The 14009-nt window shown below is 64.7% G+C and carries 12 protein-coding genes; 9 read left to right on the forward strand and 3 right to left on the reverse strand.

The window, feature by feature from the left end:
* Positions 1 to 14: 14 nt before the first annotated feature.
* From QA645_RS42285 to QA645_RS42315, 7 genes are all read left to right on the forward strand, one after another.
* Positions 15 to 1145: an ABC transporter substrate-binding protein gene (locus QA645_RS42285; RefSeq protein WP_283047038.1), complete on the forward strand. Its 1131-nt coding sequence runs from the start codon at positions 15 to 17 to the stop codon at positions 1143 to 1145.
* 216 nt (positions 1146 to 1361) lie between these two features.
* Positions 1362 to 2237 (forward strand): branched-chain amino acid ABC transporter permease, encoded by an 876-nt coding sequence (locus QA645_RS42290; protein WP_254134981.1) that lies wholly within the window; start codon positions 1362 to 1364, stop codon positions 2235 to 2237.
* The gene (locus QA645_RS42295) at positions 2234 to 3232 is read left to right on the forward strand and encodes a branched-chain amino acid ABC transporter permease (RefSeq protein WP_283047040.1); all 999 of its coding nucleotides are present in this window, start codon (positions 2234 to 2236) and stop codon (positions 3230 to 3232) included. The genes QA645_RS42290 and QA645_RS42295 overlap by 4 nt, the downstream gene beginning before the upstream one ends.
* Entirely contained in the window at positions 3229 to 3972 is a 744-nt protein-coding gene (locus tag QA645_RS42300; protein ID WP_283047042.1) for an ABC transporter ATP-binding protein, read from the forward strand. The genes QA645_RS42295 and QA645_RS42300 overlap by 4 nt, the downstream gene beginning before the upstream one ends.
* A gap of 12 nt (positions 3973 to 3984) precedes the next feature.
* The gene (locus tag QA645_RS42305) at positions 3985 to 4722 is read left to right on the forward strand and encodes an ABC transporter ATP-binding protein (protein WP_283047044.1); all 738 of its coding nucleotides are present in this window, start codon (positions 3985 to 3987) and stop codon (positions 4720 to 4722) included.
* Complete coding sequence (locus tag QA645_RS42310; protein ID WP_283047046.1) at positions 4719 to 5777, forward strand: Gfo/Idh/MocA family oxidoreductase; 1059 nt, start codon at positions 4719 to 4721, stop codon at positions 5775 to 5777. Before QA645_RS42305 ends, QA645_RS42310 begins: the two co-directional genes overlap by 4 nt.
* Positions 5774 to 7645 carry a sugar phosphate isomerase/epimerase and 4-hydroxyphenylpyruvate domain-containing protein gene (locus QA645_RS42315; RefSeq protein WP_283047048.1) on the forward strand — a complete coding sequence of 624 codons (1872 nt, stop codon included), beginning with the start codon at positions 5774 to 5776 and terminating at the stop codon, positions 7643 to 7645. The genes QA645_RS42310 and QA645_RS42315 overlap by 4 nt, the downstream gene beginning before the upstream one ends.
* 42 nt (positions 7646 to 7687) lie before the next feature.
* On the opposite strand, the gene QA645_RS42320 is transcribed toward QA645_RS42315, so the two are convergent.
* Positions 7688 to 8860, reverse strand: coding sequence for an ABC transporter substrate-binding protein (locus tag QA645_RS42320; RefSeq protein ID WP_254195991.1), 1173 nt, complete (start codon positions 8858 to 8860; stop codon positions 7688 to 7690).
* A gap of 298 nt (positions 8861 to 9158) precedes the next feature.
* Here QA645_RS42320 and QA645_RS42325 point away from each other — a divergent pair, with 298 nt between their 5' ends.
* Positions 9159 to 10421 carry an NAD(P)/FAD-dependent oxidoreductase gene (locus QA645_RS42325; RefSeq protein WP_254195992.1) on the forward strand — a complete coding sequence of 421 codons (1263 nt, stop codon included), beginning with the start codon at positions 9159 to 9161 and terminating at the stop codon, positions 10419 to 10421.
* Positions 10422 to 10589: 168 nt separating this feature from the next.
* Here the strand turns inward: QA645_RS42325 and QA645_RS42330 are convergent, their stop codons facing one another.
* Positions 10590 to 11801, reverse strand: a complete 1212-nt coding sequence (locus tag QA645_RS42330) for an ABC transporter substrate-binding protein (RefSeq protein WP_283047052.1) — start codon at positions 11799 to 11801, stop codon at positions 10590 to 10592.
* A 37-nt stretch (positions 11802 to 11838) separates the two neighbouring features.
* The gene (locus QA645_RS42335) at positions 11839 to 13047 is read right to left on the reverse strand and encodes a cytochrome P450 (protein WP_254134990.1); all 1209 of its coding nucleotides are present in this window, start codon (positions 13045 to 13047) and stop codon (positions 11839 to 11841) included.
* Between the two features lie 83 nt (positions 13048 to 13130).
* Between QA645_RS42335 and QA645_RS42340 the strand changes: the two genes are divergently transcribed.
* Positions 13131 to 13634 (forward strand): MarR family winged helix-turn-helix transcriptional regulator, encoded by a 504-nt coding sequence (locus QA645_RS42340; protein ID WP_254134991.1) that lies wholly within the window; start codon positions 13131 to 13133, stop codon positions 13632 to 13634.
* The last annotated feature ends 375 nt before the right edge of the window (positions 13635 to 14009 follow it).

The raw sequence follows: 14009 nt of genomic DNA on the forward strand, positions 1-14009 counted from the left end.
GGGAGGAGAGGACGATGAAATCAACGCTACTGGTGGGCGCGCTGCTCACAGCAATCACGACATCGGGCGCCTATGCGCAGGCGATCAAGCTCGCCGACGTCGCCGAACTCTCCGGTGGCGGCGCCACCGTCGGCACCAACTGGAAGAACGGCATCGACCTCGCCATCGAGGAGATCAACGCCAAAGGCGGCGTGCTCGGCCGCAAGCTCGAGGTCACCCATGCCGACTCGCAATCCAACCCCGGCGTCGCCCGCGCGCAGGTGCAGAAGGCGCTCGATGCCGAACCCTATGTGCTGCTCGGCCCGGGCTATTCCGGCTCGGTGAAGGTCACCGCCCCGCTCGCGGCCGAAGCCGGCATCGCCCAGATCATGGGTGGCGAAGCCGCCGAACTGACCCAGGCCGGCAACAAGTTCCTGTTCCGCACCTCGTTCGGCCAGCAGTCCTCGATGCCGAAGGTCGCAAAATACATCCACGACGACATGAAGGCGAAGTCGGTCGCGGTGGTCTGGGTCAACAATGACTTCGGCCGCGGCGGACGCGACGTCGTCGTCAAGGAGCTGGAGCGGCTCGGCTCCAAGGTCGTCGCGGATCTCTCCACCGAGGCGGGCCAGGCCGATTTCGCCGCCGACGTCGGCAAGATCAAGGCCGCCAATCCCGATGCGGTGTTCGTCTATCTGAACGAGGAAGAGAGCGCGCGTATTCTCAAGGAGCTGAAGCGCCAGGGCGTCACCGCGCCGCTGATGGGCGAGACCACGCTGATCGGTCAGAAGGTGATCGAGCTCGCCGGCGACGCCGCCAACGGCGCGCGCGGCCATGTCGGCCTCACCACGGATGCGCCGGTCGACCTGATCAAGGGTTTCCGCGACCGCTTCGCGAAGAAGTACAATTACGTGCCCGACCATAACGGCCTGAAGGGCTACCTCGCCGTCTACATGGTGAAGGCCACCACCGAGAAGATGGGCAAGGTCGATTCCAAGGCTTTTGCCGATACGCTGCACGGTCTCACCATCAAGACCGCGGACGAGCCGGGCATTTTGATGGACGTCACCTTCGATGCAAACGGCGACATCGACCGGCAGAGTTTTCTGGTCGAGGTGGTCGAAGGCAAGCAGGTCGTGAAGCAGGTGCTGCCGAAGGTGAAGTGAGGCGTTCTTTGCCCTTCTCCCTCGCCCCGCTCTTCGCGGGGAGAGATCTCTCTTCCCCCTCTCCCCGTTCTTACGAGGAGAGGGTTGGGGTGAGGGGCCGCTTCCGCAAAAATGGTGAGAGTTAGGCTCGCGGAGAGAGCCCCTCACCCCACCCTCTCCCCGCAAGCGCGGGGCGAGGGAGACGATAGAGCCGGACGTGGGACACGAGAGGGGAAAATGTCCAATCTGTTCGATCTTCTGGTCGCGGGACTGGCTACCGGCGCGATCTATGCGCTGGTCGCGGTCGGCTTCACGCTGCTGTGGCAGACCTCGCAGACCATCAATTTCGCGCAAGGCGAGTTCGTGATGCTGCCGGCATTTTTGATGCTGGCGGCGATGCATGTCGGCGCGCCGTTCTGGCTCGCGATCATTCTCGGCATCCTCTTGTCGATGATCCTGCTTGGGCTGGCCTTCAAGATGCTGCTGGTCGATCCGATGATGCGCCATGGCGTGCTGCCGCTCGCGATCGCGACCATGGCGCTGGCGATCGGGATCAAGGAAGCCGTCAAGCAGTTCTTCAGCGCGGAGGCGTCGCCGTTTCCGTCGATCGTGCCGACCGGTGACATCTCCATCCTCGGCCACGCCGTCTCGCTGCAGAGCATCGGCGTCCTGGTCGTCGCCATCCTCGCCGTGTTCGGCCTGACGACGCTGCTCAACCGCACCTCGCTCGGCCACCAGATGCAGGCGGCAGCCCAAAACCCGACGGTGGCGCGCATCATCGGCGTGCCCGTCGAGCGCATGATCCTGCTGACCTTCCTGATCAACGCCTTCCTGGTCGCCCTTGCCTCGCTGCTGATCACGCCGATCTATCTGGCGAAGTTCTCCTCCGGCGAAGTGCTGGGCCAGGCCGCCTTCATCGCCGCGATCGTCGGCGGCTTCAACCAGGTGCGGGGCGCCATCGCCGGCGGCCTGTTGATCGGTGTGCTCGACAATCTCGCGGCCGCCTACGTCTCGACGCAGTACCGCGCCGCCGTGCCGATGATGTTCCTGATCGCCGTCATCCTGTTCCGGCCGCAAGGATTGCTCGGCCGCGCCGAGGAGCGCACGGTATGAGCGGTTTTGCCAAACCCCTGAAGATCGCGCTCGGCCTCATCGTCATTGCCGGCCTGATCGTCGTCCCCATGAACTTCAACCGCTACGGCCTGTTCATCCTGAGCCAGTGGGCGGTGATGACCATCGCGGCGATGGGTCTTAATCTCACGCTCGGCTATGCCGGCCAGGTCTCGCTGGCGCAGGGCGCCTTCGTCGGCATTGGCGCTTATGCATCGGCGATCATGACCACCCATGGCTGGCCGCTGCCCGCGGCGATCCTGGTCGCAATCGTGCTTGCTTTCGCGATCGGCTGGGTGCTCGGTTATCCGGCGTTGCGGGTGCAGCATCACTACCTCGCCTTCGTCACGCTCGCCTTCTCGACCCTGGCCTTCCTGGTGTTCCGCAACGAGAGCTGGCTCACCGGCGGCATCTACGGCATCTCCAACATTCCGCGGCCGCACTTCTTCGGCATCGCGACCAACAAGCCGCTGCCGTTCTACTATGTCTGCCTCGGCTCGCTCGCGATCGTGTCCGTCGCGGTCTGGTGGCTGATTCGTTCGCCCTGGGGCCGCGCCTTCATGGCGCTGCGCGAGAATCCGCTGCGCGCGCAATCGCTCGGCATCGACACCCGCCGCTACACGCTGATGGCATTTGCGCTCGGCTCGGCGCTCGGCGGCATCGCCGGCGCGCTCTATGCGCCGCTAACGCAATATATCGACCCTGTGCCGTTCAACCTGTCGCTCTCGCTCGATCTCCTGATGATGGTGATCGTCGGCGGCGCCGGCTTCTACTTTGGTCCCTTCCTGGGGGCGATGATCGCGGTACTGCTGCCGGAATGGCTCCGCTTCACGGAGGGGTATTATCTGATGCTCTACGCGATCGCAGTGATGGGACTGCTGATCTGGTCGCCGACAGGCATTCTGGGAATTCTTGATCGCTACATGGCCGCACGCCGCACCAAGGCGGCCTCCGCATTGCGCGCCGTCGCAAAATCCCGGCTGGAGACGGCGCAATGAGTGCGGTCCTCGAAGTCACCAACATCAAGAAGAGCTTTGGCGGCATCACCGCGGTCGACGGCGTCTCCTTCGATGTTCGCGAGGGCGAGATCCTCGGTCTGATCGGCCCGAACGGCTGCGGCAAGTCGACGTTGTTCAACTGCATCCTCGGCCAGCTCACGCCATCCGGCGGCGAGGTCAAGCTCGACGGCAAGCTCGTCACCGGCCTGCGCCCCTCCGAGCTCAACAAGCTCGGCGTCAGCCGCACCTTCCAGCTCCTGCAGGTGTTTCCAAAACTCTCGGTGCGCGAAAACCTGATCCTCGCCGGACAGGAGCACCAGGGCAACATGGCCTCGCGCCTTGTCGGCCGTTCCGACGCCGGGCTGACGGATGCCGCCGACCAGATGATCGGCTTCTTCAAGCTCGATCATCTCGCCGCGGAACCTGCCGGTGGTCTCTCCTACGGCCAGCAAAAGCTGCTCGATGCGGCCATGGCCTTCATGGGCGGGCCGCGCCTGGTGCTGCTCGACGAGCCAGCGGGCGGCGTCAATCCGACCATGCTATCGGATCTGAAGGAGCGCCTCGTCGCGATCAACCGCGAGAAGAACGCGACCTTCGTCGTGATCGAGCACAACATGGAGTTCGTGATGTCGTTGTGCTCGCGCGTGATGGTGATGGCGGAAGGCAAGGTGCTGGCGATGGGGCGGCCGGACGAGGTCCGGAAAAACCCCGCCGTGATCGAAGCCTATCTCGGACATTAGGGACAACGAGCCATGAGCGATCCGATCCTCTCGGTTCACAACCTCGTCGGTGGCTACGGCAAGATGACGATCCTGAACGGCACCACATTCTCGGTGCCGCCGGCGACCATCACCACCATCATCGGCCCCAACGGCGCCGGCAAGTCGACCGTGTTCAAGGCGATCTTCGGCCTGCTGAAGCTGCGCGACGGCAAGATCAGCTTTGCAGGCCGCGACGTCACGAATTTGAGCCAGCGCGCGCTGCTCAATGCCGGCATCTGCTACGTGCCGCAGGGCCGCAACATCTTTCCCGAGCTCTCGGTCCGCAGCAACATCGAGCTCGGTGGCGTCTCTGCGGGGAAAGGCATCGACCTGCCGACGCGGATCGAGGCCGCCCTCGATCTGTTCCCGGCGCTGCGGCGAAAGTCGACGCAACAGGCCTCGACCCTCTCCGGCGGTGAGCAGAAGCAGCTCGAGATCGCCCGCTCGCTGCTGCTCGAACCAAAGCTCGTGCTGATCGACGAGCCGTCGATCGGCCTGTCGCCGCTGATGGTGCAACAGACCTTCGATATTCTGAAGAGCCTGCGTGACCGCGGCGTCACCGTCCTGATGATCGAGCAGAACGCACGCTCGGCGCTGGAGATCTCGGACATCGGCATCGTGCTCGAGCTCGGCCAGACCCGCATGGTCGACAAGGCCGAGCGCATCCTGAACGATCCGCGCATCGGGCAGCTCTTCCTCGGTGGCGCCATGGAGGAGAGTGCAGCATGACTGCAAAATTGCGCATCGGCGTTGCCGGCGCCGGCCTGATCGGCCGCCGTCATATCGAATTGATCGAGGCGTCCGGGGATTGCGTCCTGGCAGGGATCGCCGATCCCTCGCCCGCCGCAAAGGATTACGCGCTGGCGCACAACGTGCCCTGCTATCCGGACCATCGCGCGCTGCTGGCGCAGGAGAAACCCGACGGCCTCGTCATCGCCTCGCCCAACACCCTGCACCTGCCGATGGCGCTCGACTGCGCCGAAGCCGGCGTGCCCGCGCTGATCGAGAAGCCGGTGACCGAGACGGTCGCCGCCGCGCAGCGCCTGTGCGCGGCGGTAAAGCGCACCGGCGTGCCGATGCTGGTCGGCCATCACCGCCGGCACAATCCGATCATCAAGTCGGCCCGCGAGATGGTGACGAGCGGCAAGCTCGGCCAGCTCACCGCCGTGGTGGGGCTGTGGCTCCTGAAGAAGCCCGACGATTATTTCGAGGTCACCTGGCGACGCGAGCAGGGCGGCGGGCCGCTGCTGATCAACCTGATCCACGACATCGACAATCTCCGTTTCGTCTGCGGCGAGATCACCGAGGTGCAGGCGCTGACGTCGAACAAGGTGCGCGGCTTCGCGGTCGAGGACACCGCGGCCCTGTTGCTGCGCTTCGCCAATGGCGCGCTGGGAACGGTGACGGTCTCCGATGCGACGCCGGCGCCGTGGAGCTGGGAACTGACCGCGGGCGAGAACGCGGTCTATCCCAGGCAGGATCAGCCTTGTTACGTCTTTGCCGGAACGAACGGGTCGCTCTCGGTGCCGACCATGGAGCTGTGGTCCTATCCGCAAAATCCGGGCTGGCATGCGCCGCTATCGCGCGATCCCGTCGCACTCGCAGGATATGATCCCCTCGCCGAGCAGCTGCGGCACTTCCTCGCCGTGATCGCCGGCCACGAACAACCGCTGATCTCCGTCGAAGACGCGATGGGCACGCTTGCGGTCGTCGAGGCCGTCAGCGAAGCAGCACGTACGGGCCAAAAAATATCGCCGGGCCACATCATGGAGCAGGCAGCATGAACAAGCGCTCGATCGCAACCGTTTCCCTCTCAGGGGCGCTGGACGAAAAACTTCGCGCCATCGCATCCGCGGGCTTCGAGGCGGTCGAGATCTTCGAGAACGACTTGCTGTCGTTCGGCTCTGGCCCGCGCGACATCGCAAAGCTCTGCAAGGACCTCAATCTCGAGATCTGCGCGTTCCAGCCGTTCCGCGACTTCGAAGGCATGCCCGAGCCGCAACGCGCGCGCAACTTTGCCCGCGCCGAGCGCAAGTTCGATCTGATGCAGGAGCTCGGCACCGATCTGCTGCTGATCTGCTCCAACGTCTCCCCGAGCTCGCTCGGCGGCATCGACCGCGCGGCTGACGATTTCCGCGAGCTCGGCGACCGCGCCGCCAAGCGCGGTTTGCGCGTCGGCTACGAGGCGCTGGCCTGGGGGCGGCATGTCAACGACTATCGCGATGCCTGGGAGATCGTCCGCCGCGCCGATCATCCCGCGATCGGCGTCATCCTCGACTCTTTTCACGCGCTGGCACCCGGCTTCCCGGTGCGCGCGATGGCCTCGATCCCCGGCGACAAGATCTTTCTGGTGCAGCTCGCCGATGCTCCCAAGCTCGAGCTCGATATCCTCTCCTGGAGCCGCCACTTCCGCTCCTTCCCCGGCCAGGGCGATCTGCCGGTCGGCGAGTTCATGCAGGCGATCGCGGCAACCGGCTATTCCGGTCCGTGGTCTCTGGAAATCTTCAACGATCAGTTCCGCGCCGGCTCGGCGGCACAGACCGCGGTCGACGGCCTGCGCTCGCTGATCCTGTTGCAGGACCAGCTCGCGCCGGATTGGCCGAAGCTCGTCGGCGAGCCTCTGGCGCCGAAGGCCAAGAGCAGCGGCACGGGCTTCATCGAGTTCGCCGTCAACGAGACCAAGGCCGGCGAGCTCGCGCATCTGTTTTCGCAGCTCGGCTTCCGCAGAAGCGGCAAGCATCGCAGCAAGGCCGTCGAGCGCTGGTCGCAGGGCAAGGTCGAGCTCGTGATCAATTCCGAGACCGACGGGTTTGCTCATTCCCACTACGTCACCCACGGCCCGGGTGTCTGCGCCATCGCGCTGGATGTCGACAATGCCGGCCTTGCGATGCAGCGGGCGGAGACGCTGAAGGCGCGCACCTTCTACCAGCCGGTCGGACCGGGCGAGCTGGAGATCCCCGCGATCCATGGCGTCGGCGGCAGTCTCCTGTATTTCCTCGACCAGGCCGGCAAGAACTGGGATACGGATTTTGCGCCCGTCGCGAGCGATGCCAGCACCGATGCGCTGCTCGCCATTGACCACATCGCGCAGTCGATGCCTTATGACGAGATGCTGTCCTGGCTGCTGTTCTACACTGGCATCCTCGACCTCAAGCGGCTGCCGCAGATGGAGATCGCCGATCCCCGGGGTCTCGTGCAGAGTCAGGCCCTCATCAATGGCGACCAGAGCCTGCGCTTCGTCGTCAACGGCTCCTCCGCCAACCGCACGCTGCCGGCGCGCTTCATCTCGGAGTTCTTCGGCTCAGGCGTGCAGCATGTCGCGTTCGCGTGCGAGGACATCTTTGCCACCGTCGCTGCGATGCGCGCCCGCGGCGCGGACTTCCTGGATATCCCTGACAATTACTACGACGACATCGAGGCCAAATACGACCTCGCGCCCGATGTCATGGCAAAACTCCGCGCCAATCACATCCTCTACGACCGCGAGGGCGATGGCGAGTTCTTCCAGGTCTACACCCACATCTTCGACGAGCGGTTCTTCTTCGAGATCGTGGAGCGGCGGAGCTATCAGGGCTTTGGTGCGGCCAATGCCGGGATCAGGCTCGCGGCGCAGGCCCGCGAGGTGCGGCCATCGAGCGTGCCGCGGGTGTAGTTTCCCTCCCCCCGCTTGCGGGGAGAGGGAGAGGCTAAGACCTCACTTCATCGTGCACTTGTCGTGGAAACGATCCTGGTCGTTCTCCACGATCGTCGCCACGGTCTTCAGCGAGAGCTGGCCTTCGCCGTCCTTGACTACGTCCTGCAGATAGAAGCTCTGCACCGGGATGTGGTTCTTGCCGTATTTGAACGGGCCGCGCAGCGACTTGATGTTGGCCTTCTCCATCTCGGCCTTCATCGCGTCCTTCTTGCTGGTGTCGCCCTTCACCGCGACGACCGCGCTGTTGATCAGCTGGGCCGCGTCATAGGCCTGGGCGCCGTAGTAGGTCGGACGCAAGCCGGTATACTTCTTGCGGTAGTCGGCGACGAAGCGCTTGTTCTGCTCGTTGGGCAGGTCGTTGACCCATTCCTGCGCGCCGGGAACGCCAAGCGCGTTCTCCTTCTGCAGCGGCAATGACAGCTCGTCGACGGTGAACGCCGTGTAGAGCGGCATCGTGCTCTTGAGGCCTGCCTGCGCATATTGGTTGAGGAACTGCACACCGGCAGGACCCGGATAGAACACGAAGATCGACTCCGCGCCCGAGGCGCGCGCCTTGGAGAGCTCGGCGGAGAAGTCGAGCTGGCTCGGCCACACCGTGTATTCCTCGCCCTTCACCTCGCCCTTGAACGTGCTCTTCACGCCCGCAAGCATGTCCTTGCCGGCCGCGTAGTTCGGCCCGATCAGGAACACGCTCTTGACGCCCTTCTGGTTCATGTAGAGGCCCATGGCGGCCGGCGTCTGGTCGTTCTGCCAGGAGGTCGAGAACACGTAAGGCGAACACAGCTCGCCCGCGAGCTGCGACGGGCCGGCATTGGCCGAGATCAGGAAGGTCTGCGAATCCACTGCGGTCTTGAGCGAGGCGAGCAGCACGTTCGACCAGATGTAGCCGGCGAGGAAATCGACCTTGTCGGACTGAACCAGTTTTTCGGTCTTCTGCTTGCCGACATCGGGCTTCTGGCCGTCATCCTCGTAGATCACCTCGACCGGCTTGCCGTCCATCTTGCGGCCCATGTGATCCAGTGCGAGCTCGAAGGAGTTGCGCATGTCGTTGCCGATCACGGCGCCCGGGCCGCTGAAGGTCGAGACGAAGCCGATCTTGATGGTGTCGCCGGCGAATGCCGGGCTCGCCAGCGCGAGCGCAGCCGCACCCGCCAGCCAGAATGCTGTCTTCATAACCACTCCCCTCCTTATTATTGATCCCGGAAACGGGGTGATCGCCGCCCCGGGTCTGTCTCTATTGAACGCAAAATCTGTCGCGCCGCCAATGGCTCAGCGCTCGCCCTGCACCATATTTCGCCCCAATCGCCGATGGCAAGAAATATAATTCTACTCACTTCGGCCGTGGCTGCGGCGCTTTTTCGCGGCCAATCGATACATCGGGCCTATTCCCCGATTGATGACGGCTATTGGACCACGGGGCCCAATCCGCACTTAAATGAGGAAAGTGAGCAGCGAGATTCGAGGGCACATCATGACCACGACACCGCATCGCGTCGTCATCGTCGGCGCAGGCTTCGGCGGATTGGAGACGACCTACCGGCTGGCGGGCGCGCCGGTCGAGATCACGCTGATCGACCGCCGCAACCATCATCTGTTTCAGCCGCTGCTGTACCAGGTCGCAACCGCCTCGCTCGCGACCAGCGAGATCGCCTGGCCGGTGCGCCATTTGATGCGCGACCGGCGCGAAGTGACGACGCTGTTTGCGACCGTCAGCGGCGTCGATGCCGACAGGCGCTGTGTGCTGATCGACGACGGCAGCGAGGTGCCCTACGACACGCTGGTGCTCGCCACCGGCGCGCGCCACGCCTATTTCGGCCACGACGAGTGGGAGGCTTGGGCGCCCGGCCTGAAGACGCTGGAAGACGCGACCACGCTGCGCCGTCACATCCTGGTGGCGTTCGAGCGCGCCGAGCGCGAGACCGATCCGGCCAGGCGCGCGGCGCGGCTGACTTTCGTCATCGTCGGCGCCGGCCCGACCGGCGTCGAGCTTGCCGGCACCATCGCCGAGATGGCGCACCACACGCTGCCTGCAGATTTCCGCAACATCGACACCCACAAGGCCCGGGTGGTCCTGATCGAGGCCGGCCCGCGCGTGCTCGCAGGCTTTCCCGACAATCTCTCGGCCTATGCGCAGGCCTCGCTGGAAAAGATCGGCGTCGAGGTCGTGCTCGGACAGGCCGTCACCGAGATCAATCGTGAGGGCGTCGTGTTCGGCGGCAAGCTGCTCGAGGCCAAGACACGAATTTGGGCCGCCGGCGTGCGCGCCTCGCCCGCCGCCGAATGGCTCGGCGCACCGGCTGATCGCGCCGGGCGCGTGCAGGTCGCAGACGATCTCACCATCCCGGGCCATCCCGAAATCTTCGCGATCGGCGACACCATCAATATCAACGCCTGGGAGGGCAAGCCGGTGCCCGGCATCGCGCCGGCCGCGAAGCAGCAGGGCCGCCACGTCGCCGAAACCATCAAGGCGCGGCTGCGGGGCGAGAGCAAGGGCGCATTCCGCTACAAGCACTCCGGCAGCCTCGCGCAGATCGGCAAGCGGCTCGCGGTGATCGATTTCGGCAAGGTGCAGCTGCGCGGCACCATCGCGTGGTGGATCTGGGGCATCGCCCACATCTACTTCCTGATCGGCCTGCGCCACCGCCTCAGCGTGGCGCTGAGCTGGCTCTGGATCTACGCGCGGGATCAGCGGGCGGCGCGGCTGATCACGCAAGGGAGCAGCAAGGTGGCGTAGCTTTTCTTCCTTCTCCCCTTGCGGGAGAAGGTGGCGCGAAGCGCCGGATGAGGGGTCTCTCTCCGCTCGCGAGACCGTCTTCGAGGGGAGAACCCCTCACCCGGCTTCGCTCTGCGAAGCCACCCTCTCCCGCAAGGGGAGAGGGTGCAGCAGCGCTCGCGGCCGCCCCTATTTCACCAACTCGCACCCACCCTCTGCCATCGGGCGAAACGCCTGCTCCGCGGGAATCGTCGAGACCAGCTTGTAATAATCGTACGGATATTTCGACTCCTCCGGCTTCTTCACCTCGAACAGATACATCGGATGCACGACGCGGCCGTCCTGGCGGATCGCGGTGTCGCCAAACAGCTTGTCCTTGCCTTTGAACTTCTTCATTTCAGGCACGACGTCCCTGGCATTATCGCTGCCGGTCGCGGCAACCGCGTTGAGATAAGCGAGCGTGGACGCATAGACACCGGCCTGGTTGCCGCTCGGCATCTTGCCGTTCATGCCGGGCCGCGCGGCAAACCGTTTTGCAAACGCACGGGTGTCGTCGTTCATGTCCCAGTAAAAGGCTTCCATGAGCTGCAGGCCCTGCGCGACCTTGATGCCCATGCCATGGACGTCGTTGATGAAGAGCAGGAAGGCGACGAGCTTCTGGCCGCCCTGCTGGATGCCGAACTCGGCCGCCTGCTTCACGGCGTTGATGGTGTCGCCGCCGGCATTGGCAAGGCCGATCACCTGCGCTTTCGAGCCCTGCGCCTGCAACAGGAACGAGGCGAAGTCCGACGTCCCGAGCGGATGCTTTGAGGAGCCGAGCACCTTGCCGCCGTGGCCCTCGATGTATTTCTGCGCTTCCGCCTCGATGCCCTTGCCGAGCGCGTAATCGACCGTCAGGAAATACCAGTCCTTGCCACCGCGCGACATCATTGCCGCGGCCGTGGTGTTGCCGGTCGCCCAGGTATCGTTGACCCATTGGATGGTGTTCGGCGAGCAGGCCTTGCCGGTGAGATCGGCGCTCGCGGTCGACGACGCCAGGAACGTGATGCGGCTGTCGCGCAACAGCGTGTTGATGGAAAGACCGACGGCCGAGTTCGGCACATCGACGATGGCATCGACGCCTTCCACATCGAGCCATTTGCGCGCGATGGCGTTGCCGACATCGGCCTTGTTCTGGTGGTCGGCATAGACGATCTCGACCTTGATGCCCTTGCCGCCGCCGTTGAAATCCTCGGCCGCCATGCGCGCGGCCTCGACCGAGCCCATGCCGTTGGTGTCCTGGAAAATACCGGAGATATCGTTGAGCACGCCGACCCGAACGACATTGTCGGATATTTCGGCGCTCGCCGCGCCGCCGATCAGGCTCGCGGCGAGCGCGAGCGTCCATTTCAAATTCTTCATGGGTCCCTCCCCTTTGTTGTTTTCGCCGCCGGCGGTGTCAGGCCGGCGTGATCGTCACCGGCAGGCTGTCGAGCCCACGCAGCGTGTTGTTGAAGCGGCGCTTTGGCTCGCCGGTGATCTCGATGCTGGCAACGCGGCGGGCCAAGGCCGAGAGCATCGTCTCGCCTTCGAGCCGCGCCACGAGCTGGCCGACGCACATGTGGATGCCCGAGCCGTAGCCGACATGGCCGGAGGTGCGACGCGTGATGTCGTAGCTGTCAGGCTTGTCCCAGCGTCTGGGATCGCGGTTGGCGGCGGCGAGGAACATCAGCACTTTCTCGCCTTCGCCGATGGTCGCACCTGACAGCTCGACATCGCGCGTGGTGGTGCGGAAGAAGGTCTGCACCGGGCTCTCGAACCGCACGGCCTCCTCGAACGCGTTGCGCGCGAGCGTGAGATCACTGCGCAGGCGCTGCCACTGATCGGGGAAGCGAGCCAGGCAATAGACGGCGGCACCGATCCCGTTGACCGTGGTGTCGAGGCCGGCCGACAGCAGCGAGCGCACCAGCAGCGGCGCCTCCGTCGCCGTGATGGCGCCCTCATCGACATGGGCGTGAATGCAGGCGCCGATGCCGCCCGGCGTCAGGTTCTCGCGTTGGCACTGCGCGGTGACATAGGCCTGGTGCGGCGCCGAGCGCTCGATCGCGTCCTGGCGCAGCTGGTTTGGCGGGCCGAACGCATTGAACACAAGACTCGCATAAGGAATGAGGTTCTCGCGGCCCTCCGGTTTCAACCCAAGCGCATCCGGGAAGATCGAGAGTGGATACGCCTCCGCAAGATCCGCAATCGCATCGAAGCTGCGCTTTTCCAGCAGAGTATCGACGCGCGCCTCGGCCGCCGCGGCAAAGCGGTCGCGGAGCCCCTTCATCACGGTCGGCGACAGCACGCTCGCGAGCACCGCGCGGGTGCGGGTGTGCTCGGGCGGATCGGCTTCGAGGATCAGGCTCTGCGGCCGCCACGGCGTCTCCTTCTTGAAGTCGGACAGGCCGACGCCACGGCTGGAGCAGAACGTCGCGGGGTCGTTGAGGACCGCATGAACCTCGGCATAGCGCGCCACGCCATAGAGCTTCCATTTGTCGAGATAGACGACCGGACCCGTCTCGCGCAGCAGCTCGTGCGTCGGATAAGGGTCGGCGAAAAAGTTCATGTCGAAGGGATCGACGTCGAGATGCGGGACGCCTGACATGGCGGAGCCGGGTGCGCTCATAAAAGTCCTCCCTCATTTTGATCTTGTGAAAGGGCGGCGCTTGCCCTTAGGTCTTCGGGCACGCCGCGAGACAGATTCCCGATATGCCGCCTTCGACCAGATCCCGCCAAAAGCCTGCGCCCGCTGAAACCGGGCCGACGCTCGATCTCGATCGTTACGTCCCGGCGTTCATCACCTTTATCGCCAACAAGCTCTCGAACAGCGCGACCGCGTTCTATCAGCGGCAGTTCGGCGTCAACGTCACGGAGTGGCGGATCATGTCGCTGCTGGCGATCGAGCCCGGCATTCCCGCCTCGCGCATCTGCCACGTCATCGGCTTCGACAAGGGCCCGGTCAGCCGCACGCTCGCCGGCCTGGAGAAGCGCGGGCATGTGTCGATCCGCACCGACCCGAATGACGGCCGCACCCATTCGATCTCGCTGACCGCGAAGGGCCGCACCACCCATGACAAGGTGATCGTCGCGGCGTTCGAGCGGGAGCGGCGTCTGCTGTCCTGCCTGAACAAGGACGAGCGCGAGGTCCTGATCGACCTGCTGCGCCGATTGCACGAGAATCTTGGCGCGGTGACGGGCGGCACCGAGGCCTGACAGGACACGCGCCGGGCGCGATCCCGCGTCACTCACGGGCATACGCTGGCGTTTGCCCGCGGCACCCATTCTGCCGAGCATAGTTTCCTCCAGGAACAGGCGCAGCGGTTCGACCCGCCGTCATCCTTGTCCGGAACGGTTCGCATAAATTAGTTGCTTAGGCAACAAAAGAATCATGCAGGATAATGCGGCAGAATGGCTGGCGTATTTGGAGAAAGCCGCTTCCGCTTCTCCTCTCCCCGTTCTTACGGGGAGAGGGTTGGGGTGAGGGGCCTCTCTCCGCGCACGCGAGTGTCGCTGGACCTGTACCCCCTCACCCGGATCGCAAGAGCGATCCGACCTCTCCCCGCAAGCGGGGAGAGGTTAAGAGCAGCG

It is taken from the genome of Bradyrhizobium sp. CIAT3101, from assembly GCF_029714945.1.
Classification (GTDB): domain Bacteria; phylum Pseudomonadota; class Alphaproteobacteria; order Rhizobiales; family Xanthobacteraceae; genus Bradyrhizobium.